This window comes from Plantibacter flavus, from assembly GCF_002024505.1.
Classification (GTDB): Bacteria; Actinomycetota; Actinomycetes; order Actinomycetales; family Microbacteriaceae; genus Plantibacter; species Plantibacter flavus_A.
The window spans coordinates 265,022-287,596 of record NZ_CP019402.1; the positions used below are offsets into that span (position 1 = coordinate 265,022).

The window sequence follows — 22,575 nt, forward strand, 5'->3', positions numbered from 1 at the left end:
CCTTTTCAGGCGAGCGTGCGGCGCAGGATGGCGAGGTCGAGCCAGCGGCCGAACTTCGTCCCGACCTCCGGCAGCAGGCCGACCTGCTCGAACCCGAGCTTCGTGTGCAGGGCGATCGATGCGGTGTTCTCGGCCTCGATGAGGGCGAGCATGACGTGGTGGCCGTCGGCCGTGGCGCGTTCCAACAACTCGACCATGAGCGCCTTGCCGAGGCCGCGCCCCTGTGCGTCCGGGTGCACGTACACGGAGTTCTCGACGGTGTGGCGGTACCCGTCCTTCGCGGCGTACGGACCGTAACTGCCGTAGGCGAGGACGTCACCCTCGGGGAGCGCGTCGTCGGGGCCGTCGGCGATGGCGACGAGCGCGACCCGGCCCGGCTCCTGGTGGCGGGCGAGCCATGCCTCGCGCTCGGCGAGGTCGGGTGTGACCTCGGTCCAGATCGCCACACCGTTCGCGACGGCGTCGGTGTGGATGGCGAGGACGCCAGGCAGGTCGGCGGGTTCGGCGATACGGATGCGCATACATCGATCGTAGAGCGCCCTTCGACAAGCTCAGGGACCGGTGGTGTTGGGCTCAGGGACCGGTGATGCCGGGTTCAGGGGGTCGGCCGTGGGGCGCCAGGGTGCCCTTCGACGAGCTCAGGGACCGGCGGTGTCGGGCTCGGGGGCCTGGCGCCCGCGACGGGTAGATTCGAGGCATGTCCTCCTCCACTCCGCTCCCGATGGAGCAGCTCACCGCCGTCCTGAACGCCGAAGTCGCCCGCTACGCCGCGCGCGGTTGGACGGTGTCGTCGGTGCAGGGCCAGCAGGCCGTGCTGCAGCGACAGAAGCGCATCGGTTGGTTCTGGAACCTGATCCTGACGCTCCTCCTCGGCGGGCTCTGGCTCATCGTCGTGATCATCCGCGTCGTGAACCGCAAGGTCGAGTCGCTCATCGTGACGGTCGACGCCTACGGTCGCATCTCCACGCGACGCTGACGGTCGGAGCATGGGCGAGCGCGGAGAGAGCGATTCCCGGGATTCCGACGCCAGAGCTGCCATCGCCGCCGAGCGAGCCCGCGTCCAGCGGCGGACACTCACGGTCGTCGTCATCAGCCAGGTCCTCGGCGGCGCCGGTCTCGCCGCCGGGGTGACGGTCGGGGCGCTCCTCGTGCAGGACGTCCTCGGCAGCATGAGCCTCGCGGGCGTCGCAGCCGCGCTCCTCACCCTCGGCTCCGCGCTCACCGCCTTCCTCGTCGGGCGCGTCACCCAGCGGCTCGGCCGGCGCATCGGGCTCGGACTCGGATTCGCGGCGGGCGGCGTCGGTGCGATCGGAGTGGTCGTGGCCGCCACCACCGCACTGGTGCCGCTGCTCTTCCTGTCGCTCTTCGTCTACGGCGCTGGCACGGCCACCAACCTCCAGGCGCGCTACGCCGGCACCGACCTCGCGACCCCGGCCCGACGTGGTTCGGCGATCAGCGTCGCGATGGTGTCGACGACACTCGGCGCCGTCGCCGGACCCAACCTCGTCGAGCCGTTGGGGGCGTTCGCGACCGGCCTCGGACTGCCGTCGCTCGCCGGGCCGTTCCTGCTCGCCGCGGTCGCCTACGTCGCGGCCGGGACGGCGTTGCTCGTGCTGCTCAGACCCGACCCGTTCCTCCTCGCCCGCCGTCTCGACGCCGAGCTCGCGCAGCTGGAGGTGGAGCAGACCGCCGCGGAGCAGGCGGGGTCGAAGCAGGCATCTCCGACGACCGCCGCACGCCCGCGTCCCGGCGTCGGTGCCTACGTCGGCGCCGCGGTCATGGTGGTCACGCAGATCGCCATGGTGGCGGTGATGACCATGACCCCGGTGCACATGCGCGCCCACCACCACGGCCTCGGCGAGGTCGGACTCGTGATCGGGATCCACATCGCCGCGATGTACCTCCCCTCGCTCGTGACCGGTGTCCTCGTCGACCGGATCGGCCGCACCCCGATGGCGATCGCCGCCGGCGTGACCCTCCTGCTCGCCGGTGTCACGGGAGCACTCGCGCCGGCGGACTCGCTCGGCCTCCTCATCCTGGCGCTCGCCCTCCTCGGACTCGGCTGGAACTTCGGGCTCATCGCGGGCACCGCGCTCGTCGTCGACCACACGGTGCCCGCCAACCGGGCACGCACCCAGGGCACGCTCGACGTCCTCATCGCGCTCGCCGGTGCCGGAGCCGGCGTCATGTCCGGCGTCGTGATGGCGGGTGTCGGCTACGGCGCGCTGTCGATCGCGGGAGGCGTGCTGGCCCTCCTGCTCATCCCCGTGCTGCTCTGGGCCCGGCGGGTCACCCCACGCACAGCGGTGAGCTGAGGGCGCGCGAGCTACTCCGCTGCGGCCGGAACGCGGACGGTGAGGGCACCCGGCTCGATCCAGGTGTTGATCGCGATGGCCTTACCGAAGCCGTCGCCGTCGAGTTCGATCTCCTCCGGCTTCGACATCCGGGCGACGAACCGCTTCGCCGTGCCGTACTGGAGGTCGTCGTCGTCCTTCTTCTTGCCGGCCAACGCCCGGCCGGTCTTCGTCCGTCGCAGGACACCGTTCACCCACGCGACCTTCGCCCAGATGCGGATCCAGCCGAGGATCCCACCGGGGCGCATGAACATGAGGTCGAACAGTCCGTCGTCGACGACCGCGTCCGGCAGCAGCAGGATGTTGGCGGGCAGCGAGCCGCAGTTGCCGATGATGACGGTGTGCACGGTGGCGCGCACCTGCGGCTCGTCGTCGATCCGGAACCGGAGGTGCAGCTCGTCCGGATCGCGCAGCGACTTCACGATCGCGTCGACGTAGGCGGCCCAGCCGGCCTTCGCCTTGAGGTCGTCGTCGGTGTTCTTGATCATCTTCGCGTCGATGCCCATGCCGGCCATGACGACGAACACGTGGCGGTCGCGTGAGTGGTCGGCGCGCTCGATGTCGATGACACCGAGGTCGATCGCCTTGTCCTCGCCGGTGAACGCCGCGATGACGGAGCCGGGCAGGTCGTTGAGGGTGAGGTCGAGGTTGCGCGCGAGCAGGTTGCCGGTGCCGGACGGCAGCAACGCGAGAGGGATGTCGCTCCCGCGCAGGGCCTCCGAGACCGCGCGGACCGTGCCGTCGCCGCCGGCCGCGATGACGAGGTCGACCTTCGCGGCGATCGCCTCGGCGGTGACGCCCTGGCCCACATCCTCCACCGACGTCTCGAACCAGAGCGACTCGCCCCAGCCCGCATCGGCGGCGGACCGTTCGACCGATTCGCGGAGCACGTCGAGGTCGACCTTCACGGGGTTGTAGATGACGGCGGCGATCTTGGTCGCCGTCGTGTCGCTCGGCGCGGTCGTGCTCTCAGGTGTCGTCATCCGATCAGCATAGGAGCGGAGGCAGGCGCGAGGGGGATCCGGTCCGTGGGTTGACGTGGCACGTGGGTTCTGCAGGCGGCGGAAGAGTATCGTTGAGTCCTTGCAGGCACCGTCCATGCCCGCCACGAACGCAGTGTCCGCGGCGGCCTCCCCATCGTGATTGCGACATCGTGAAGATCCTCTCCATCCAGTCAGCCGTGGCCTACGGGCACGTCGGCAACTCCGCGGCCGTGTTCCCCCTCCAGCGCATCGGCGTCGAGGTGATCCCGGTCAACACGGTGAACTTCTCGAACCACACCGGGTACGGCGCGTGGCGCGGCCCGCTCATCTCGCCCGAGCAGGTCGGCGAGGTCATCACGGGTGTCGAGGAGCGCGGAGCGTTCCCGCAGATCGACGTCGTGCTCTCGGGCTACCAGGGCGGCGTCGGCATCGGCGACGTCATCGTGGATGCGGTGCAGCGCGTCAAGGCGGCGAACCCCGAGGCGCTGTACGCGTGCGACCCGGTCATGGGCAACGCGAAGTCCGGCTGCTTCGTCGCCCCGGAGATCCCCGACCTGCTGCGCGACCGCGTCGTGCCGAACGCCGACATCATCACGCCGAACCAGTTCGAGCTGGGTTTCCTCACGGGCACCGAGCCCGCTTCGCTCGAGTCCACGTTGGCGTCGGTCGAGTTGGCCCGCGCGATGGGCCCGTCGGTCGTCCTCGTGACGAGCGTCGAGCGTCCCGACCGCGACCCCGAGACGATCGAGATGCTCGTCGTGGACGACGCCGGTCGGTGGATCGTCCAGACGCCGCTGCTGCCGTTCAAGGCGAACGGTTCCGGTGACGTCACGGCGGCGCTGTTCGCCGCGCACTACGGCGAGACCCGCGACGCGAAGCTCGCCCTGGAGCGCACGGCGTCGAGTGTGTTCGACCTCGTCGAGCTCACGTACCGCTCGGGCCAGCGCGAGTTGCAGCTCGTCGAGGCACAGGAGTTCTACGCGAACCCGCGGATGCAGTTCACCGCGACGGCGGTCTGAGCCGCTGAGTCGCCCGGATCTGTTCGGATCCGGGCGATCTCCGTGCAGTTCTGGGCGACTCAGCGACCCACGCTCACCGCACGGCGCGGCAGGCGAGGTGGAGCGCGAGGCGCACCTCCGGGTCCGCCATGTCGACGCCGAGGAGCTCCTGCGCGCGAGTGATCCGCGTCGCGACGGTGTTGCGGTGCAGCCCGAGTGCGGCCGCCGTCGGCGCGACCGCGGACTCGTGGTCGAGGTAGGCCGACAGCGTCGTCAGCAGCTCGCCGTTGCCGGTCTGCAACGGGGCGAGGAGCGAGCGTGCCGCCGGGACGAAGGTGTCGTTGCCGGTCCACGCGAGCAGCAGCTGTTCCAGGCCGAGGCCATCCACCCGCACGAACCAGCCCGTCGTCGACCGGTTCGCGGCGATGCGCACCGCGTCGGACGCCTCCCCGAGTGACGACGTCAAGCCCGCCGATCCGCTCGCCAGCGACCCGACGGCCGTCGCGACGTTGAACGAGCGCCGCGCCTCAACGTGCAGGTCGCGGAGCGCGGCGATGTACCGCTCGATCTGCGGCGGCTCCGGCGGTTCGGCGAAGGTCAGCCAACCGCTCACCCCGCGCCCGCTCGTCGTCGCGTGGGAGTCCACGGCGATCCGACCGAGCGCGCCGGTGACGAAGCGGAGGAGTTGCAGGGCGTCCACCCGGCTCCGGCCGACGATGCGGAACGCGAGGTGGTAGCCGGTCGTCCGCCAGCCCCGCTCGAGCATGCGACGTTCGACGTCGGGGTCGGGGCGGCCTCGGAGGTCCACGAAGTCCCGCAGGACGCCGGACGACACGGACGCGTCACTGACCTCGGCCACCTCGTCGATGAGGATCCGCGCCGCGACGGCGGGCATGGCGACCTCGGCGGCGACCGCGAGCGCACTCAGCTGTCGGTCGTCGAGTCCGTCCCCGAAGAACGCGACCCGGAGGCCCTCCCGACTCGGGCTGTCCACCCGGACCGATGCCGCCGCGCTACGCCCGGCCTTCGTCAGGTCGACCCAGGGGCCGAAGTCGATCGCCGCGTGCACCTCGGACGGCAGCCGCCCGCCGGCCTCGAGCAGGACCCCCTCACCGTCGATGAGGGCGATCCCGTGGCCGATACTCGTCGAGAGGTGGCGGAGCAGGTCGGCGAGGCCCTCGGCGTGGTACTCGATGGACTGCGCGACCTTGCGGACGTACCCGAGGGTCAGGGAGTCGCGGGCCTCGACGAGCTGCCAACACGCCTTCGCGAGCAGCATCGGTCGGTCGACGTGCAGGAGCGAGAAGCCGAGTCGGTCGGCGAGCGCGCGCGTCCCCGCGCCGAAGCCGTCGGCCTCCGGGATCGCCAGGGCGAGGAAGCCACGATCCCGGGTGCGACGGACGAGCGCATCCTGCTGCCACGGCCTCGTGGGTGGGACGCCGGTCACCACGGCGAGTCGACCGGCGCCGTCCTCGGGGAGGGCCGCCTCGTTCGTCTCGACCACCACGCCGGCCCAATTGGCGTCGGCCGGGCCGGCGACGAGCCGCACGCCACCATTGTCGGGGTGGGCGAGGAGCGCGCCCAGCTGCAGGCGATCGCTCATGCCGGGACCTCGTCGGTTCGGACCTCGTCGAGCTCGTCCAGGCCGTAGGCGGACGGGAGCACATGGCGGAGTCGCTCCGGGGAGCCGGACCACCAGTCCGGACCGTCGACCCGGATGACGGCGACGTGCCTCGCCATCGAGAACGCCGTGACCTCGAGGATGTCCCGGGAGACCGCGTCGACCACGACGATGAGGTCCGGCGCGGCGGCTTCGAGTCGTCCGTCCGTCATGAACGCGAGCGTCTCGGAGCGGGCGACGAGGCGGTGCAGCGCGCCACTGCTCCCGTCAATCCCGAAGGTGAGGACGTGCGGGTCCCGTGAGTCCGGCTCGATGCTGCTGACCCGACCCTCCGCGAGGAGCCGTCCACCCAGCGACTCGGCCAGTGCGGTCAGCGGGCCGTCGATCCGCGCGAGGAACGCTCCGCCCAGCTCGAGTGCCCGGGCGGCGTTCCCGACGATGGCGTGCGCTCGGAGGTCGCCGACCGTGAAGCCCGCGAACACCATGCCGCCGCTCCCACCGGCCTGCACGATCGCCGCGCGGACGACGCGTTCGATGTCGAGGGCCCGCTCGGTCTCGACGAGGGCGACCCCGCCGGCACCGGTGTCGCAGGTGACGACGATGCCCGGGACCTCGTCCACGAGGATCGACATCTGGTCGAGCGAGGGGACGGCACGTCCGGTCAGGTCAGCGTCGACGATGGTCCGCCCCGCGGCGAACGCGAAGGGGGTGAGTCCGTTGACGCCGCCACCCTCCAGCGAGCAGATGGCCGGGATACGGTGTCCGAGCCAGCGTTCCGCAGCTCCGATCAGCCGCCCGAACGGATCCGTGCCGGGGAGGCGCTCGCTGAGCAGCATCGTGGAACCGACGAAGCCGACGGCGAGACACGGGGTCTCCGGGTCGAGGTCGTCGACGCTGTGGAGGTCGAACGGCCAGGCGCGCTCGTCGCGGAGCGCCAGCTCGAGCATCGTCGTCGCGCCGCCACCTCCCGAGCCCAGGATCGCGAACCCCGTCGCCAGGGCGGGGAGGCGATCGCGCTCGAGGAGGGTCGGCATGCCCTCAGCCTAGGCTCGGACCGCCTGACCCGCGGCGAACGTATCCGCGGCTTCCGCAGCCGCCGCCTCGCCCTCGACCGGGACGAACGGCTCCGTGAGCCCGAACGCGCTCGGCCCGAACGCGCGCAGTGCGTCCGGCGTGCGCATGAGTGCCGGCGTCGAGATCCCGAGGACCCGCACGCGTTGGCCGTAGCGGAGGCCCTCCGTGGTGATCGGCTCGGCGGTCTCGTGGTCGACGATGCAGATGAGGTCCGGCACGATCGCGACGACCTCGCCGTTCCATCGGGCGATGAGGTTCTCGTTCTGGAACGAGATCTCGAGGCGTTCGGAGCTCGACGGGTCGGCCGACCAGATGACGGCCGTGCCCTTGGCGAAGCCCTCGGTGGTGCGGCGCTCGACGTCGGCCACCTTCCCGACGAACAGCTCCCGGACGTGGGAGTAGAGCGTCGTGGACAGGGTGTCGGCGATGGCGGCGAACGGCGAACGGTGTTCCTCGCGGGCGATCCGGATCGCCCGGCCGAGGGCCAGCGCCATCGAGATCGTCCGCGGTACCGCGGTGCGGCGCACGTCCGCCCCGCTCATCGCGTACTCGGCGATGTGGGCGACGCCGCCGAGGCGGATCGCGATGCCGCGCGCCAACCACTCCATCTGCCGGTCGTCGTCGCCGGTGTCGATGATCACGCGCTCGCCGCGTTCCCCGGCGATGGCGAGCGGCGAACCGTGCACGCCGTAGACCGCGAAGGTCTCCATGGAGAGCTCCGGGAAGGCCCGGCCCATGCCGTCGGCGTCGACGACCGGCAGCCCGGTCTCGGCGGCCACGATGAGCGGGATCATCGAGTTGATGCCACCGCACTCGATCGGCATGGTCGCGTCGGCGGTGCGCCCGAGGTGCTCCTCGAGCGTCCGTAGGGCGAGGGTCGGTTCGAAGCCGGCCGGGATCTTCTCGACCATGACCGTCGGAGCGCCCATCTGCGCGGTGGGGATGACGAAGAGGTCGTCGGCGAGCTCGTCGGGGTCGAGGATCGTGATGGAGCGGTCGCCGAGCACCTGTTTCACGAGCATCATGCCGATGTACGGGTCGCCTCCGCCGCCGGTCCCGAGGAGGGTGGCGCCTCGGGCGAGGTCGGGCAGGTCGTCCGCGGTCAGCGTCCAGCTCATGCGGCGACCTCCGGCGAGTCAGGCGCAGGCGTCTCGGCTGTGCCGTCGAAGCGGTGCGACGGCACCTCGTACCCGAAGTACCCCGGCCCGACCATCGCGAGCGCCTCGGGGCTGTGCCAGCGGTCGTCACTCGGTGCCGAGATCACGCGGACGCGCTGCCCGTAGCGGAGCCCCTCGGTGGTGATGGGCTCGCCGGAATCGTGCTCGAGCACCATGATGAGGTCGGGCGTCGTCACGAGGGTGACGCCGTCGAGTGCCGCCATGAGGTGCTCGTTCTGGAACGACAGTTCCAGGCTCGCGTCGACGCCGTCGATGCGGGCTCGACCGCGGGCGAACCCGGTGGTGGTCGCGCGCTCGACGTCGACGACCTTGCCGGAGAACAGCTCGCGACCGCCGAGCAGCCGCACGGTCCGATCCACAGGGTCGGCCTTCTCGGCTCGGGCCGCTTCGATGCCGTCGCCGATCTCGCGGCACAGCGACAGCGAATCGGCTACGAGCGCCTCGCGCGCCTGCGCACCGGACATCGGGAAGCCGGAGATCATGACCGAGCAGCCCATCTCGACACAGGCGACGCGGGCGATGCGTTCCGTCCAGCTGTTGTCGACGGTCGTGAGGACGCCCGTGTTCCCCTTCTCGTCGCTGAACGCGAGCGGGGAGGCGTCGATCCCGTACAGGGTCGGGAGCACCATCTGCAGCTCGGGGAAGGCCCGCCCCATCCCGTCGGCGTCGATGAGGGGGAGTCCGAGCGCTGCGGCCGCGGCGATCGGGATGGTCGAGTTCACGCCGCCGACCTCGGCGCACGCGATGTGCGTGACCGGGCGACCGAGGGACGCGCTGAGGGCGTGGACCGGTGCGACGACCTCGGTGAGGCTCGGCAGCTTCTCGACCATGACGGTCGGGGCGCCCATCATCGCGACGGTGAGGACGAGCGCGTCGTCGGGGACCTCGTCGAGGGTGACGACGGTGACGTCGCCGTGCTCGCGGAGCGCCTGCGCGGCGAGGAGCGCGCCGATGTACGGGTCGCCGCCGCCGCCGGTCCCGAGGACGGCCGCGCCACGGGCGAGGCCGGGGATGAGCTCGGCCGAGATGGTCCAACTCATCGGAGGCCTCCCATGTCGAGGTCGCCGACGGCCTTCACCCGGATGCGCGTGGCGTTCCCCGGGAGATAGGGGATCGGGACCTCGTCGAAGTCGACGATCGCGACCGACGCGGGGGAGGCGCCGGCCGCGATCGCCTTGTCGATCGCCTCGGCACGGACCTCGGCGATCGCCTCCTCACGCCGGCCGGGTTCGATGGCGTAGACCTTGTCGATCTCGCCCCCGACCTGCGCGATGGAAGCACCGATGGCATTGGCCACGGCGTAGTTGTCGGGCCGGTGGACGGCGCCGAAGATGGGGAGTTCGTCGGAGAGCAGGATCGACCCGCCGCCGACCGCCACCACGGGGATCGGCTCTGGGGAGGTCCGCATGCGGTCGACGGCCTCGGCGATGCGTTCGCCGATCCGCTCGAGGACGCGCTCCACGAAGGCCGGGTCGAGGTGCGCGACCTTCGACGCGTCACCGATCGACGCGCGACCGGCGGCCACGGCGATGTCCGTCGCCGTGAGGGTGCTGCCGCCGAAGACGAGGGCCTCGGTCATGAGCTTGTACCCGACGGACGCCGGCCCGACCTCGGCGGTCTCCTCGTCGACGATGCTGCCGCCGCCGATCCCGATGGACAGGACGTCGGGCATGCGGAAGTTGGTGCGGATGCCGGCGACCTTGACCTCGTTCGCCGTCTCGCGAGGGAAGCCGTTGATGAGCAGCCCGATGTCCGCCGTGGTGCCGCCGATGTCGACGACCGCGCAGGTCGCGAGTCCGCTCGTCAGTGCCGCCCCGCGCATCGAGTTGGTGGGGCCTGAGGCGAAGGTCGCGACCGGGTAGAGGCGCACGTAGTCCTCGTCCATGAGCGTGCCGTCGTTCTGGCTGAGGAAGATGGGCGCCTCGATGCCCTGCTTCCGGACGGCGGCGGTGAGCCCATCGACGATCTCCGAGGCGAGCTCGCGCAGGGCTGCGTTGATGATCGTCGCGTTCTCGCGTTCCAGGAGGCCGATGCGCCCGATCTCGTGCGAGAGCGAGATGGCGACGTCCGGGCCGAGGACCTCGCCGACGATCCGCGCCGCCTCGACCTCGAGGTCGTGGTTGACGGGGCTGAAGACGGAGGAGATCGCGACGGAGCGGATGCCGTTCGCACGCATGTCCTCGGCGTGTGCCCGCAGCTCGTCGGGGTCGATCGGCGAGATGGGGCGTCCGTCGAACTCGTAGCCGCCGTGCGCGAGGTAGCTGCGTGCACTGATCGCCTCGACGAGCTCGGCCGGCCAGTCCACGAGGGGCGGCAACGCGCGGGTCGCCGGGAGCCCGAGCCGCAGTGCCGCGGTGGGTGCGAGCCGCTTGGCCTGCACGAGGGCGTTGATGAAGTGCGTCGTGCCGATCATCACCGCGGTGATCTGATCACCGTCGAAGTGGTGGCCGCTCCGCAGTTCGCCGATCGCCTGGACGATCCCGTCGGTCACGTCCGGGGTGGTCGCGTGCTTGACGGCCGCCAGGGTGGTGGTGCCGTCCATGAGCACGGCGTCGGTGTTGGTGCCGCCGACATCGATACCGATGTGCATATGAGGGGTTCGCTTTCTGTTGGTGCGGTGGAGCGGTGTGCGGTGGAACGGTCTGACGGGGTGGAACGGGCGTCCCCCGGGTCAGCTCGAGGCGGTGGCGGGGCTGTCCGTCGTCACATCCGCCTCGATCTGCGAGGTGTGGGCGACGCCGACACCTCGGACCAGGCCGAGCTTGCCGGCGGCGATGTACAGCACCATCGAGAGGATGAGCGACAGGACGGCGGGGATGCCCCAGGTGACGAAGTAGCCGGTGATCGCGGACACGGCCCAGATGATGATGGTCGCCGGGACGATGCGCGGGGCGGTCGTGGGGAGGCGGCCCGAGGCGCGCGTCTCGTCGAGCTCGCCGCGCCAGCGCTTCACGATGAAGTACTCGGCGACCATGATGCCGGCGATGGGCGGGAAGGCGACGCCGAGGATGATGAGGAAGCCGGAGAACTGCCCGAGGATGCCGACCGCCGCGAGGATGGAGCCGACCACACCGAGCACGATGGTGGTGGTCACGCGGTTGAGGTTCTTGCCGAACGCGGTCGAGATGAAGTTGACCAGGCCGAGCGTCGACGAGTACAGGTTCCAGTCGTTGATCTTGAGCGTCCCGGTGATGACGATGATGAGGCCGATGAGGCCGACCGAGGACGTCACGATCGCGACGACGTTGCCAGAGGCGGCGGCGTGGGCGAGCAGGACGCCCGAGAGGCCGATGACGAACTCACCGAGCGAGACGCCGACGACGGTCTGCTTGATGACGTCGGCGCGGGACCGGTTGAAGCGGGTCATGTCGGCGGTGATGATGGCGCCGACGATGAGGCCGCCCGCGACGATGCCGGTGCCGGCCCAGACGCTCATGGTGGGGCCGGGTGCCGGGCCGGTGACGAGTTCCATGAAGTCGTGCTGGGTGAGTTCGCTGATGATCGACCAGCCGACGAGGATGAGGAACAGCGGGACGGTGATGTTCGCGAGCCACTGCATGCCCTTGAACCCGTAGGCGACGATGGCGGTGACGGCGAGGCCGAAGATGAGGCTCCAGGCCCAGACCGGCATGAAGCCGGGGAGAAGGGCGTCGAGCGATTCGGCGGAGATCGCGCTCTGGATGCCGAACCAGCCGATGAGGCTGATGCCGATCGCGAGTCCGACGAGGGAGGCCCCGACCTCTCCGAAGCCGGTCCAGCGGGCGAGGAGGGCGGTGTTGAGGCCCTCCTTCTGGCCGATGATGCCGACGATGCACATGATCACCTCGAGGATGATCGAGCCGAGGAGCAGGGCGAGGAACGCCTCACCGAAGGTCATGCTGTAGCCGAGGGTGGCGCCGAGGAGGAACTGGGACAGGGCCGACACCTGTCCGAAGCGCTGGACGGCGATGCCGAACCAGGGCTTCTGTGCGTCGGGACGGACGCGGGACAGGGCGAAGTCGTCTGCGTGTGCCATGCGAGCCATGCTGGTCTCCAGAAGTGGGGGAGGGAGCGGTGCGGGTGGCGGCAACGTTACTGACGGGCCGCCCGCAGCAGAATGTGCATGATGCAGGAATTCGATCCTCGAACCGGCACTCTGCACAAGTGCTCCTGTCCGCTGGCGCTCAGAGCGAGGCCTGGATCACCTCGAAGGTCCGTGCCCCGTCGAGCGCCGCCATGTCGTGGCGGATCCCCGGGAACCGCGTGACGGTCCAGCCCAGCTGTTCGTAGCGAGGGACGTGGCTGCTCGGAAGGACGAGCTTCGCGTCGTCCGACAACACCAGCGTCGAGGGGACGGTCGGCGCCGCCGGGGTCACCGGACTCGCTGCGACGTCCTGCAGCACCTCCGCGACCATCGAGCGGTCCCACGCGGCATGGGCGGCCTCGGCGAGCGCGACGTTCGCGGGACCCGTCGCGGGATCCGTGCGGTCGTACAGCCAGGCCAAGAGCCGCGGCAGCCCGGGGATGCTCCAGAACAGTCGTGCGCCGAGGCCTCGGCCCGGCAGTTTCAGGCCGAACCCGGGATCGAGATAGATCGCGTGCGCCGGGCGGAGGGGGCCGACGATGTCGATGACGAGCCGCCCGCCGAGGGAATGGCCGACGATCGCGTCGAGGCCGGTCGGCAACGTCTCGACGAGGTCGGCCGCCAGCGAGGCGATGTCGTACCGCTCACCCCGGGTGCGATCGGCGCGTGGGCTGGAGCCGTGACCGCGCAGGTCGACGAGCAGGAACGTGTACCGCTCCGGGTCGGACGCTGCGACGACGTCGGTCCAGGCGGCCCCGTCGGCCAGGAACCCGTGGATGAGGGCGATCCGGACCGGTCCGTGACCGTGTTCCTCGACGTGCAGTCGCATAGCCCTCCTCCGTCGGCGCTGGGGACGACTCTACGCGGCGACGCCGCGCTGCGTCGCTGCACTCAGGAGTGCACGAGCAACCAGGCGAACGCGGCGAACGACACGAGTCCGAGTGCTCCGCCGACGATCGACCCGATGAGGCTGAAGGTGGGCCAGGGCGCTCCGGGTTGGCGACTCATCCTGATGCCCTGGGCGGCGAACAGCAGCGGCACGAAGCAGGCGAGCACCGAGAACGTCCATGAACCGCCGTCTCTCGCCGTCGCGGCGACGAGGTAGATGGAGAACGCGGCGATGGCGATACTGAGGATCGCGCACGCGCGCGCCGAGATCGGTTCGTTCTTCGCAGCCATGGGCTCAGGGTATCGAGTGGGGCAGCCGTCGACCAGACCGCAGAATGGAAGGCATGACCGACGCGACGCCGCCGACCCTGACGGAACGACTGACGCTCGCCCGCCCCACCGAGCGCGACCTGCCGGAGCTCCACGAGCTCCATGCCGACCCCGCGGTCTGGACGCACCTGCCGTCCGCCCGACACACGGCGCTCGCCGAGACCCGCGACCTGATCGAGCGGTACCAGGCCGGCTGGGAGGCGAACGGCCTCGACGTGTGGGTGGCGCGCGACACCACGACGGGTGCCCTGGTCGGCATCGGTGGCCCGAGCCTGCGGGGAGGGCTCGCCTGGAACCTCTACTACCGTCTGGCGCCCGCGGCCTGGGGGCGCGGGTACGCACAGGAGCTCATCGCGGCCGCGCGAGCCGCGGCATCGGCGTCGGCACCGGATCTGCCCGTGGTGGCGTTCCTCCTGGAGCACAACGAGGGATCACGACGGGCTGCCGAACGCGCGGGGTTGGAGGTCGTCTGGCGTGGCCCCGACGCGGGCAACCCGGATCCCGATGCCGTGCGCCTCGTGTTCGCCGACCGGGCGCTCAGCGACGAGGCGCTCCGCGTGTTCGTGGGCTGAACGATCGTTGCGCTCGCTCTCCGAGCATCTCGAAGGACGCCACTTCCGGGCGCGACCGGGTATTTTCGGGCAAGTGGCCGTGAAACGCAAGGAGCGTGCGCAGTCTGTTCACCGACTGCATTCCTCGATACGGTTGGAAGATATGTCAGCCACCGTCGAGATGGAACACATGAGTCAGGTAGAACGCGAACGCCCGCTCCTGCGCAAGGGGAGTGAGGCGAGTTTCGTCCGGTGGGCCTTCGACGGTCGGTCCTGGTGCGCCGACCTCGTGAGCGGACAGTACCGAGGCGCGACGAAGACCGGTTGGCTCTTGCAGACCGAGAACGAGCAGCGGGAACTCTCCAACCAGGAGTGGGCTCCCTGCATGGCGTGAGCGTGCCGTCCACATCGACCTGCGCCACGCACCGAGGAGCTCACGCATGACCGACCGCATCCTGACCACGCACGCCGGGAGCCTGCCGCGCACGCCCGAGTTGACCCGGTTGCTCGTGGCGCGCGACCAGCGGCGGCCGTTCGACGTGGCCGAGCTGGAGGAGGTCACGGCAGATGCGGTGGCCTCGACGGTCGCCGCGCAGCTCGCCACCGGTCTCGATCTCATCAACGACGGCGAGGTCCCTCGCGTCGGGTTCTCGACCTACGTCCTCGAACGCATCGAGGGGTTCGGCGGTGCAGGACACCGCAAGCCGACGCTCGACTCCGTGCGATTCCCGGACTATGCGGCGTTCCAGGCGAAGCAGATCGTCGAGGGTGCGGACGTCGCGCGGGTGTGGGATCCGCCGATGGCTCAGGGGCAGCTCGTGTACGACCCCACGCTCGCCGGCATCACCGCCGATCTGGACGGCTTCGAGCGGGAGCTCGCCGTGCAGGCGGACCAGGGACGCACACCTGCCGGCACCTTCTTCTCGGCGGCGACGCCCGGAATCGTGTCGACCACGCTGCTGCTCGATGCCGCGAACCCCTTCTACGGCGACGACCGCGCCTACGTGTTCGCGCTCGCCGAGCAACTGCGGATCGAGTACGAGGCGATCGTCGCCCGAGGTCACGTCCTGCAGCTCGACGCCCCGGACCTCGCCATGGAGCGGGTCATCCAGTTCGGTGACGCGACGCTCGAGGAGTTCCTCGCGGCCGTGGACCTGCACGTCGACGCGCTCAACCACGCCATCCGGAACATCCCCCGCGAGCAGGTCCGGCTCCACGTCTGCTGGGGCAACTGGCAGGGCCCACACCAGGACGACGTCCCGGTCGACGTGCTCCTCCCGCACCTATACCGGGCACGGGTCGGTGCGTTCAGCATCCCGCTCGGCAACCCGCGGCACCAGCATGAGGCGCCGGCGTTCCGCGAGCATCCGCTCCCCGAGGGCGCGCTCCTCATCCCGGGGGTCGTCGACGTGACCACCAACTACCTGGAGCACCCGCAGGTCATCGCGAACCGCATCGTGGAGGTCGCCGAAGCGGTCGGTGATCCGACGCGCGTCATCGCGGGCACCGACTGCGGGCTCTCCACCTTCGCGAGTTACGAGTTCGTCGCGACCGACGTCGCGTGGGCGAAGCTCGGTGCGCTCGTCGAGGGCGCTGCGGTCGCGTCGAAGCGGCTGTTCGGCGCCTGAGTCCTCGGTTCGGCGTCGCGCTCAGACGGTGATCGACGGCTCGTCGCTCACCGAGAGCGTGAGCACGGCCTTGCCGATGAGGTCGTCCTGCTCGAGGTCACCCTCGAGACGGCGGAGCTGGCGCGCGACGTCGTTCTCACGGTCGTCACCGACGAGGTCGACCGACGCGACGAGGAAGAGGCGTTCCGGCCCGCTGAACTCGAGGTACAGCGCCGTGACCCGTTCGATCTCCGGGTGTGACAGGAGCGCGGTGACGGTCTGTGCGCGGTACGCGGGGCTCGGTGAGGCTCCGAGGAGATAGCGCCGGTTGCGGTTGATGAGCAGCAGCGCGACCCCGCCGAGCAGGACACCGATCGCGATCGAGCCGATCGCATCCCACACCGGGTCGCCGGTCACCTGGTGGAGGCCGATGCCGGTACCCGCGATGATGAGGCCGAGCAGTGCTGCCGAGTCCTCGAAGAACACCGAGCGGAGCGTCGTGTTGGAGCCGTTCACGATGTAGTCGAAGAAGCCGCGGCCGTACTTCCTCGCCGTGCGCCGGCCCTCGAGGATCGACTGGGTGAAGGAGAAGCCCTCCAGGAGGAAGGCGACGCCCAGCACGAGGTAGCTGAGGGCGTAGTCCTCCATCGCCTCCGGTGCGGTGAGGCTCTGGATACCGTGCTGGATCGAGACGACCGCGCCGACGGTGAAGATCCCGAAGGCGGCGAACAGCGAGAAGATGTACGCGTCACGGCCGTAGCCGAGCGGATGTGCGGCGTCGCGTCGCTTGTCGGCCCGTTTGTCGGCGATGAGGAGGAAGATCTCGTTCCCCGCGTCGGCCCACGAGTGCGCGGCCTCGGCCAGCATCGACGCCGACCCGGTGAGCGCGGCGACGATGGACTTGGCGATGGCGACGATGACGTTGGCCAGGAAGGCGATCACGACGGTCATGCGCCAACGCTACGCCCAGCCGGGGTGCGCCGCGTACGCCCCGACATCCGACGACCGCGGTCAGGGCCTCAGGATTTCAGGACGCGCAGCGCGGAGCCCTTGTGGGCGGCCTTCGCGCCGGTCTTCTCGGACTCCACGATGAACGCGGGCTCGTCCTTCGACGCCGTGAAGTGCTGGCCGTCGAACTGGAAGTCCGCGGTCTTCCGCTCGACGACCTTCCCCTGCGTCCGCCCCTGCGAGGTGCCCCACGACACGCGGTCGCCCACTCGTACGTCTGCCATGCTGCCTCCTCGGCGCTCCACGCCGCGCGCGAGCGGCGTGTGAGCGACGATGCCAGCGTGACGGCGGCCGCACAAGCGCTTGCGTCGCGCGAGGGAAAGGGGATATCCCCCGGGCTCCGCGAGCCCCGCAGGTCTAGCGTGTCCCCATGGCCTCGTTCACCCCGGGAAGACCCCGACTCGCGCTCGGCATCGGCATCGTCGGAGTCGTACTCGGGGTGGCACTCATCCCGGTCGCCGTCGCGAACGCCCACGGCGAGTACGGCTTCCATTTCTGGTGGATCGTCATCGTCCCGATCCTCGCCGGCCTGTACTTCGGTGTGGCCGGAGCCGTCGCGCTCCGCAACCGCCGCTGAGGTCCGCGGCGGCCCCAGGCGTCCCTGGAATCTCGCGTACCGTTGGCGGGATGAGTGACGACGCCGCGACCGATGAGCACCGCAGGACGGCTGCGCACGCCTACAGCGCGCTCGGCTGCCTCCTCCTCGACGCCGGTACCTCCGTCACCGACGTCCGGGACTCCCTGGAGCGCGCCACGGTCGCATCGGGCGACGAGGGTCTGGCCTTCTCGGTGCTGCCGCAGCTCATCATCGTGAACGACGTGCGCACCGGTGCGGTGCTCGCGGCTGGCAACACCCACGGCGAGCTGTCGTTCCGCGGCGCGGCGCGGGCGAACCGGCTCATGCGCGAGCTCGAGCTCGGACACTGGCCGGTCGGTGACCTGCCGGCCCGCATCCAGTCGATTCGGGAGACGCCGCGCCCGCATGCGTCGATGCACTGGGTGGTCGGGAACCTGCTGCTCGCGGGAGGGCTCGCGCTGCTGTTCCGCTGCCCATGGTGGGCGATCGTCGCATCGATGCTCGTCGGCGCCTTCGTCGGCCTGGTCATCACCCTGCTGGCGCGGTGGCGGGGAGCCGTCGCGATCGCCCCGTTCGTGACGGCGTTCGTGTCGACGACGCTCGTCGGGACGCTCGCATCGGCGATGGATCTCGGCCCCGTGCCGCTGTTCGCCGTCTGCGCGCCGATCGCGATCCTCGTACCCGGTGCGCTCATCACCAACGCCCTGCTGGAGTTGACGGCGACGGACATCGTGACGGGCTCGGCGCGCCTGATGTACGGGCTCATCGTGCTGGCATTCATGGCGGCCGGGATCTCGGCCGGGGCGCTGCTCACCGGCCTGTCGATCGACCCCGAATCGACGGCGCTCGTCGGTCAGGTCGTCCGTGGGAGCTCGGACCTGGTCGGGTGGGAGTCGGTCCCGCCGCTGTGGTTCACGTGGATCGGCGTCGTGATGCTCGCGGCCGGGATCGGGATCGCGTTCGGCTCGGGCCGCTCCCTGACGCTGCTGACCATCTGCGTGATGGCGCTGACCTACGCGGGCATCGTCCTGTTCGCCCCGCTCGTGGGGAACGCGGTCGCGACGGGGCTGACCGCCGGGCTCGTGTTCGTCGTCGCTCGCATCGTCGAGCGGTACTCGGCGGCGGTGCCGTCCAACGTCACGTTCCAGCCGGCCCTCCTCATGCTCGTGCCGGGCACCGTGGGACTCGTGTCGCTCGCGACGCTCGAGGGCTCAGCGGTCACGGCGGCGCTGACGGTCTTCATCAGCCTCTGCGTCGGCGTCAAGACGGCGGCGGTCCTGACGGGGGTCGTCATCCCGCCGGTGCGTGCGACCGCCCGTCCCTGAGTCGCCCGGAATGGTCCGAAACGGTGCCGAATTCGTGCAGATTCGGGCGAGTCAGCGGCTCCGCGCTGCCCTCGCCCGCGCCTTGATCGCGAGGATGACCTCGGTCTTCGCATCGGCGTAGTCGTTCATGTCGTCCCAGGGCCTCCCGAGCAGCTCCCGCTTGGTGCGCTCGTACAGCGCGCGGTCGTCGGCGTCGGACCGCAGATGGTCGCGGAGGAGGAGGTACTCGTCGATCTCCGGCGCGCCCTGCTCGTAGAGGTGCACGTGGACGTCGCGCTCCGGCGTCCGCACCATCCGATGGCGGGGCTCACGGACGCGCAGCACGTAGCCGGCGGCCAGCAGGGGGTCGAGGTAGTCCTCCTCGGCCGCGATGTCCTCCACGGCGACCACGATGTCCACGATCGGCTTCGCCGCGAGTCCGGGCACCGAGGTCGAGCCGATGTGCTCGATCACGACGGCACTGGTCCCGCCCGCGCTCGTTCCAAGGGCCTCGATGATCCGCTGCTGGTGCTCACGGTACCGTTCGGGCCACCCCGGGTCGGCGTCGTGCAGCTCGACCCGGACCGGCTCGGGGCCTCCGACCAGCTCGAGCGTCGTGACATCCGGGCGGCGGGGGCGTCGGCGCAAGCCGCTCTGGATGGCACGGATGTTGTCGCCGAGCACCCCCGAGGCCAGCAGCCCGGTGCCGAGTGGACCCGAGGAGTCCGTGCCGAGTGCCGGCAGGAGGCGGAGCGCCGACCGGACCGGGGCACTCACGTGGTCGAGCTGCCAGGCGATCTCGGCGGCGCCGGCTCCGGCCTGATGCAGCTCGGCGGCCTTCACCGCGTAGGCGGCGGCGCCGAGCGCGTGGGCTCCCATGTGCGCGACACCCGCGGCCTGCCCGGCCGACCACGCGGCGGCCTTGGCGGCGGGTGAGGACACCGCCTGCGAGGCCCGGTTGGCGACGAAGCGTCGGCGGATCTCCCCGGCGGTGTCGAGGTCGCCGGCTGCGAACGCGCGGGCGCGGGCGATCGCGTCACGTGGGCGATCGTCGTCCGGTGCCTCCGCTTCGAACAGCGGCAGGACCCGCTCGGCGCAATCGGCGGCCCACGAGGCGACGAGACGGCGGTCGGCTTCACTGAGTGACTGCGGCGAGAGCATGTTCCACCCTCGCACACCCGCCACGTTCGCCGTGTGGGCTGCCGGGCTAGCGTAGAGGGATGGCCTCCTTGAACCTGCCTGTGATCTCCTGCAGCCTCGATCCGGCGAGTCGGAGCCGGACCCTCGCTTCGGCGAGCAGCGAGCTCCTGCGCGAGCAAGGTCATGACTCGTCCGTCATCGATCTGGCCGAGATGGAACTGCCGCCGTTCGACAACGACCGGGTCTTCGAGAGCCCTGCGTTCCGTCGGCTGCATGCGTTGATCACGGCTGCCGACGGCGTCGTCCTCGCCTTCCCGGTCTACAACTGGGCACCGGCCGCGACGGTGAAATCGCTCATCGAGGCGACCGGCGCGACCGGCGAGGACGGCAGGGTCGCCGCCTGGTTCGACAAGGTCGTGACCTTCGTCTGCGCCGCCGGCCTGCCGCACAGCTACATGGCGACAGCCACGCTCGGGCAGTCGCTCATGCTGGACTTCAAGTGCGTCATCAACCCCTACACGGCCTACCTGTCGGAGCGGGACTGGGAGGCGGCCGGCGTGCTGACAACGGATCGTGCCGAGCGGCTCGCCAAGACGATGACCGTGCACGCGGAGCTGTCGGGGCTCCTCGCCGAGCGGAGCTACCGCTCGGTCTGGGAGGTGTGAGGGCCGAGCGGCACGGTCCCGCGTCTCACAACCGCACGACGAGCTTGCGGGCTGAGACGCCGCCGTGGAGGCGGTCGAGGGCCGGCTGGATCGCCTCGAGGCCTTCGCCGACCACCTCGGGAGCGGGCGCGCAGAGGTGTCGTCCGGCGGCGAGCGCACCAGGCAGGTAGTCCTCCCACAGCATCGGCCCGACCTCGTTGGTCATGAGCGAGCTGCCCCACACGTACCGTGCCGAGATCCCCGCCCGACGGGCACGCACCTGGAGGGCGACGTTGGCCGCCACGAGTCGGGTCATGGTGCGGATGAACGTCAGACTCGGGCCGGCCCGACGAGGCAGGGACCCGAACGACACCGACGGGCTCGCGAGCGCGACGCGGCGTGCCCCGGTGGCGGTGGCGACGGCGAGGGCTGGTTCTGCGGAGCCGGTCCCGACGGCGAGGACCCCGACGACCGAGGAGCCATGGAGGGCGCTGACGAGATCCGCCACGACGGTCGGGCTGCGGTAGTCGAACACGAGGTCGGCACCGAGCTCGCGCATCCGGTCGTGGTTGTGCGGCGAGGCCGTGGTCGCGACCCGGTGGCCGGAGGCGACCGCGAGCTGGATGGCGTTGCTCCCCACGCTCGTCGCGCCGCCCCAGACGACGACGGTGGTCCCGGTGGGGGTGGGGTGCTCCGAGGGGTGGGGGAGCGCGAGGTGGTCTCGTTGGAAGAGGGCGGTCGCGGCCGTGGAGATCCCGAGCGGCAGGACGACGGCCTCCTCGTCTCGGAGACCGTCCGGGATCGGGGCGGCGAGGTCCGCCCGCACGACGGTGAACTGCTGGAACCCGCCCTCGGCGTCATGGCGCCGACCGCGCTCCATGCCGACCGCGTACGCCACGACGCGGTCGCCGACCGCGAAGCGACGGACATTCGACCCGACGGCGACGACCTCGCCCGCGACGTCCTCACCGAGCACGGCGGGTACCGGCAGCCACCGGTACATGAGGTTCCCGGTCTGCTGCTTGACGTCGTCGAGCGGGTTCACCGCGACCGCACGGTTCCGGATGAGGAGTTCGCCCGGGCCGGGTTCGTGCATCGCAGCGGGACCGACGACGAGGTCTGCGCGGGGTGCTGGCAGCCAGGCTGCGGTGTTCGTCGGCATGAGATCTCCAAGGGTGTTGCGGATTGGCGTGGCGATGATGACACGGTGTGCCATCACTCTACACCTGACGACACGACGTGTCATCGGCTATCCTGATCGCATGGCACGCTGGGCACCCGACGCCGCTCTCCGACTCGAGAGCGCTGCGATGGCGCGGTTCGCCGAGCGGGGCTTCACGGCGACGACCGTCCCGGAGATCGCCGAAGCCGCCGGGCTCACCACCCGCACGTTCTTCCGTCACTTCGCCGACAAGCGCGACGTGCTCTTCCTCCGCGAGCGCGAGCTCCCGACCGTGGTCGGACGGCTGGTCGCTGCGGCGCCACCAGGACTCGACGCGCTCGCGCTCGTGATGTCCGGCCTCGAGACCGTGGCTGCCGGCGAGCTGCAGCGCTGGCGGGACGACATCGCCGCCCGCCGCGCCGTCGTCCGGTCGGAACCGCAGCTGCGCGAGCGGGAACGGCTGAAGTCGGCGGTCCTCACCGACGCGATGCGCGACGCCCTCGTGGAGAGTGGTGTCACGTCAGCCGACGCGGCGCTCGCCGCGTCCATCGGTTCGGCACTCTTCGACGCCTCCCTCGAGCAGTGGCTCGCCGGACCCGACGACGTGCTCCTCGTCGACGTGCTCCGCGCGATGCGCGTCCGCCTCGGTGACCTCGCGGGTAGCTAGGGCCGGTCCCGGCTCCGCGTCTGCTTCTCCGGGAGCCTGACCTGCCACGGGATGGACGCCACCGCGCTGCAGACCGCGATCGCAGCGACCCGAGCAGAGAGGCTGCCGCGGGTGAACGGGTCCTCAGTCGCCGCCGCCCCCACCGCCCCCGTCTCCTCCGCCGCCGGAGTCGCCACCACCGCCGCCGTCCCAACCGCCGGAGTCGGAGCCGCCGTGGTGGCCACCGCCGTGGTGACCGTCGCCGCCGACGATGAACGGCATGCCGGAGTCCGACGGCGTACCACCGCGATGCTTCGACCCGCCGGCACGTCGTCCGGCCTGCACGGTGATCGTGACGACGATGACCGCGACGACGGCGAGGACCGCGATCATGACGACGGTTGAGGTGTCCATGGCTCGACCGTAGCGATGTCCGACGGCTGTCGC

The 22,575-nt window shown here is 70.7% G+C and carries 25 protein-coding genes; 10 read left to right on the forward strand and 15 right to left on the reverse strand.

Annotation, left to right across the window (positions count from 1 at the left end; genetic code table 11):
• Positions 1–5: 5 nt before the first annotated feature.
• A complete protein-coding gene (locus BWO91_RS01175; protein ID WP_079000648.1) occupies positions 6–521 on the reverse strand; it encodes a GNAT family N-acetyltransferase in 516 nt (171 codons plus the stop codon).
• A 176-nt stretch (positions 522–697) separates the two neighbouring features.
• Between BWO91_RS01175 and BWO91_RS01180 the strand changes: the two genes are divergently transcribed.
• The gene (locus tag BWO91_RS01180) at positions 698–976 is read left to right on the forward strand and encodes a hypothetical protein (protein WP_153303339.1); all 279 of its coding nucleotides are present in this window, start codon (positions 698–700) and stop codon (positions 974–976) included.
• 10 nt (positions 977–986) lie between these two features.
• Positions 987–2,315 (forward strand): MFS transporter, encoded by a 1,329-nt coding sequence (locus BWO91_RS01185; RefSeq protein WP_079000652.1) that lies wholly within the window; start codon positions 987–989, stop codon positions 2,313–2,315.
• An 11-nt stretch (positions 2,316–2,326) separates the two neighbouring features.
• Here the strand turns inward: BWO91_RS01185 and BWO91_RS01190 are convergent, their stop codons facing one another.
• Positions 2,327–3,337, reverse strand: a complete 1,011-nt coding sequence (locus tag BWO91_RS01190; RefSeq protein ID WP_064295398.1) for a diacylglycerol/lipid kinase family protein — start codon at positions 3,335–3,337, stop codon at positions 2,327–2,329.
• 170 nt (positions 3,338–3,507) lie between these two features.
• Here BWO91_RS01190 and pdxY point away from each other — a divergent pair, with 170 nt between their 5' ends.
• Positions 3,508–4,356, forward strand: coding sequence for a pyridoxal kinase PdxY (pdxY, locus tag BWO91_RS01195; RefSeq protein WP_079000654.1), 849 nt, complete (start codon positions 3,508–3,510; stop codon positions 4,354–4,356).
• Positions 4,357–4,429: 73 nt separating this feature from the next.
• On the opposite strand, the gene BWO91_RS01200 is transcribed toward pdxY, so the two are convergent.
• The 8 genes from BWO91_RS01200 to BWO91_RS01235 all read right to left on the reverse strand — a co-directional run bounded on the left by BWO91_RS01200 (position 4,430) and on the right by BWO91_RS01235 (position 13,450).
• Positions 4,430–5,938 carry a PucR family transcriptional regulator gene (locus BWO91_RS01200; RefSeq protein WP_079000656.1) on the reverse strand — a complete coding sequence of 503 codons (1,509 nt, stop codon included), beginning with the start codon at positions 5,936–5,938 and terminating at the stop codon, positions 4,430–4,432.
• Positions 5,935–6,990, reverse strand: a complete 1,056-nt coding sequence (locus tag BWO91_RS01205; RefSeq protein WP_079000658.1) for a DUF917 domain-containing protein — start codon at positions 6,988–6,990, stop codon at positions 5,935–5,937. Before BWO91_RS01205 ends, BWO91_RS01200 begins: the two co-directional genes overlap by 4 nt.
• Positions 6,991–6,999: 9 nt before the next feature.
• Positions 7,000–8,148, reverse strand: a complete 1,149-nt coding sequence (locus BWO91_RS01210) for a DUF917 domain-containing protein (protein ID WP_079000660.1) — start codon at positions 8,146–8,148, stop codon at positions 7,000–7,002.
• Positions 8,145–9,248: a DUF917 domain-containing protein gene (locus BWO91_RS01215; RefSeq protein ID WP_079000662.1), complete on the reverse strand. Its 1,104-nt coding sequence runs from the start codon at positions 9,246–9,248 to the stop codon at positions 8,145–8,147. Before BWO91_RS01215 ends, BWO91_RS01210 begins: the two co-directional genes overlap by 4 nt.
• On the reverse strand, positions 9,245–10,798 hold the full coding sequence (locus tag BWO91_RS01220) for a hydantoinase/oxoprolinase N-terminal domain-containing protein (RefSeq protein ID WP_064295392.1): 1,554 nt from the start codon (positions 10,796–10,798) through the stop codon (positions 9,245–9,247). Before BWO91_RS01220 ends, BWO91_RS01215 begins: the two co-directional genes overlap by 4 nt.
• Positions 10,799–10,879: 81 nt before the next feature.
• Entirely contained in the window at positions 10,880–12,232 is a 1,353-nt protein-coding gene (locus BWO91_RS01225) for a purine-cytosine permease family protein (protein WP_079000664.1), read from the reverse strand.
• A 139-nt stretch (positions 12,233–12,371) separates the two neighbouring features.
• Positions 12,372–13,100, reverse strand: a complete 729-nt coding sequence (locus BWO91_RS01230; RefSeq protein WP_079000666.1) for an alpha/beta hydrolase — start codon at positions 13,098–13,100, stop codon at positions 12,372–12,374.
• Positions 13,101–13,162: 62 nt separating this feature from the next.
• Entirely contained in the window at positions 13,163–13,450 is a 288-nt protein-coding gene (locus BWO91_RS01235) for a hypothetical protein (protein ID WP_079000668.1), read from the reverse strand.
• 53 nt (positions 13,451–13,503) lie between these two features.
• On the opposite strand from BWO91_RS01235, the gene BWO91_RS01240 reads away from it, so the two are divergent.
• The 3 genes from BWO91_RS01240 (at position 13,504) to BWO91_RS01250 (ending at position 15,668) form a co-directional block, all read left to right on the forward strand.
• Positions 13,504–14,061: a GNAT family N-acetyltransferase gene (locus tag BWO91_RS01240; protein ID WP_079000670.1), complete on the forward strand. Its 558-nt coding sequence runs from the start codon at positions 13,504–13,506 to the stop codon at positions 14,059–14,061.
• A gap of 169 nt (positions 14,062–14,230) precedes the next feature.
• Positions 14,231–14,434, forward strand: coding sequence for a hypothetical protein (locus BWO91_RS01245; RefSeq protein ID WP_124768057.1), 204 nt, complete (start codon positions 14,231–14,233; stop codon positions 14,432–14,434).
• 46 nt (positions 14,435–14,480) lie between these two features.
• Positions 14,481–15,668 (forward strand): cobalamin-independent methionine synthase II family protein, encoded by a 1,188-nt coding sequence (locus tag BWO91_RS01250; protein ID WP_079000672.1) that lies wholly within the window; start codon positions 14,481–14,483, stop codon positions 15,666–15,668.
• A gap of 21 nt (positions 15,669–15,689) precedes the next feature.
• Here BWO91_RS01250 and BWO91_RS01255 read toward each other — a convergent pair whose 3' ends face one another.
• Together BWO91_RS01255 and BWO91_RS01260 are read right to left on the reverse strand one after the other, a co-directional pair.
• Positions 15,690–16,598 carry a cation diffusion facilitator family transporter gene (locus tag BWO91_RS01255; RefSeq protein ID WP_079000673.1) on the reverse strand — a complete coding sequence of 303 codons (909 nt, stop codon included), beginning with the start codon at positions 16,596–16,598 and terminating at the stop codon, positions 15,690–15,692.
• Positions 16,599–16,666: 68 nt separating this feature from the next.
• Positions 16,667–16,879, reverse strand: coding sequence for a DUF2945 domain-containing protein (locus BWO91_RS01260; protein ID WP_064295385.1), 213 nt, complete (start codon positions 16,877–16,879; stop codon positions 16,667–16,669).
• Between the two features lie 146 nt (positions 16,880–17,025).
• Here BWO91_RS01260 and BWO91_RS01265 point away from each other — a divergent pair, with 146 nt between their 5' ends.
• Positions 17,026–17,232: a hypothetical protein gene (locus BWO91_RS01265; protein WP_079000675.1), complete on the forward strand. Its 207-nt coding sequence runs from the start codon at positions 17,026–17,028 to the stop codon at positions 17,230–17,232.
• 50 nt (positions 17,233–17,282) lie between these two features.
• The gene (locus tag BWO91_RS01270; protein WP_079000677.1) at positions 17,283–18,557 is read left to right on the forward strand and encodes a threonine/serine exporter family protein; all 1,275 of its coding nucleotides are present in this window, start codon (positions 17,283–17,285) and stop codon (positions 18,555–18,557) included.
• A 51-nt stretch (positions 18,558–18,608) separates the two neighbouring features.
• Here the strand turns inward: BWO91_RS01270 and BWO91_RS20490 are convergent, their stop codons facing one another.
• Positions 18,609–19,697, reverse strand: a complete 1,089-nt coding sequence (locus BWO91_RS20490) for a GrpB family protein (protein ID WP_079000678.1) — start codon at positions 19,695–19,697, stop codon at positions 18,609–18,611.
• Positions 19,698–19,756: 59 nt separating this feature from the next.
• Here BWO91_RS20490 and BWO91_RS01280 point away from each other — a divergent pair, with 59 nt between their 5' ends.
• Entirely contained in the window at positions 19,757–20,341 is a 585-nt protein-coding gene (locus BWO91_RS01280) for an NADPH-dependent FMN reductase (RefSeq protein ID WP_079000679.1), read from the forward strand.
• A gap of 25 nt (positions 20,342–20,366) precedes the next feature.
• On the opposite strand, the gene BWO91_RS01285 is transcribed toward BWO91_RS01280, so the two are convergent.
• The gene (locus tag BWO91_RS01285; RefSeq protein WP_240555630.1) at positions 20,367–21,536 is read right to left on the reverse strand and encodes a zinc-binding alcohol dehydrogenase family protein; all 1,170 of its coding nucleotides are present in this window, start codon (positions 21,534–21,536) and stop codon (positions 20,367–20,369) included.
• Between the two features lie 46 nt (positions 21,537–21,582).
• Here BWO91_RS01285 and BWO91_RS01290 point away from each other — a divergent pair, with 46 nt between their 5' ends.
• Positions 21,583–22,149: a TetR family transcriptional regulator gene (locus tag BWO91_RS01290; RefSeq protein WP_167620418.1), complete on the forward strand. Its 567-nt coding sequence runs from the start codon at positions 21,583–21,585 to the stop codon at positions 22,147–22,149.
• Between the two features lie 123 nt (positions 22,150–22,272).
• Here the strand turns inward: BWO91_RS01290 and BWO91_RS19890 are convergent, their stop codons facing one another.
• Positions 22,273–22,542 carry a hypothetical protein gene (locus BWO91_RS19890; protein ID WP_079000684.1) on the reverse strand — a complete coding sequence of 90 codons (270 nt, stop codon included), beginning with the start codon at positions 22,540–22,542 and terminating at the stop codon, positions 22,273–22,275.
• Positions 22,543–22,575 lie beyond the last annotated feature (33 nt).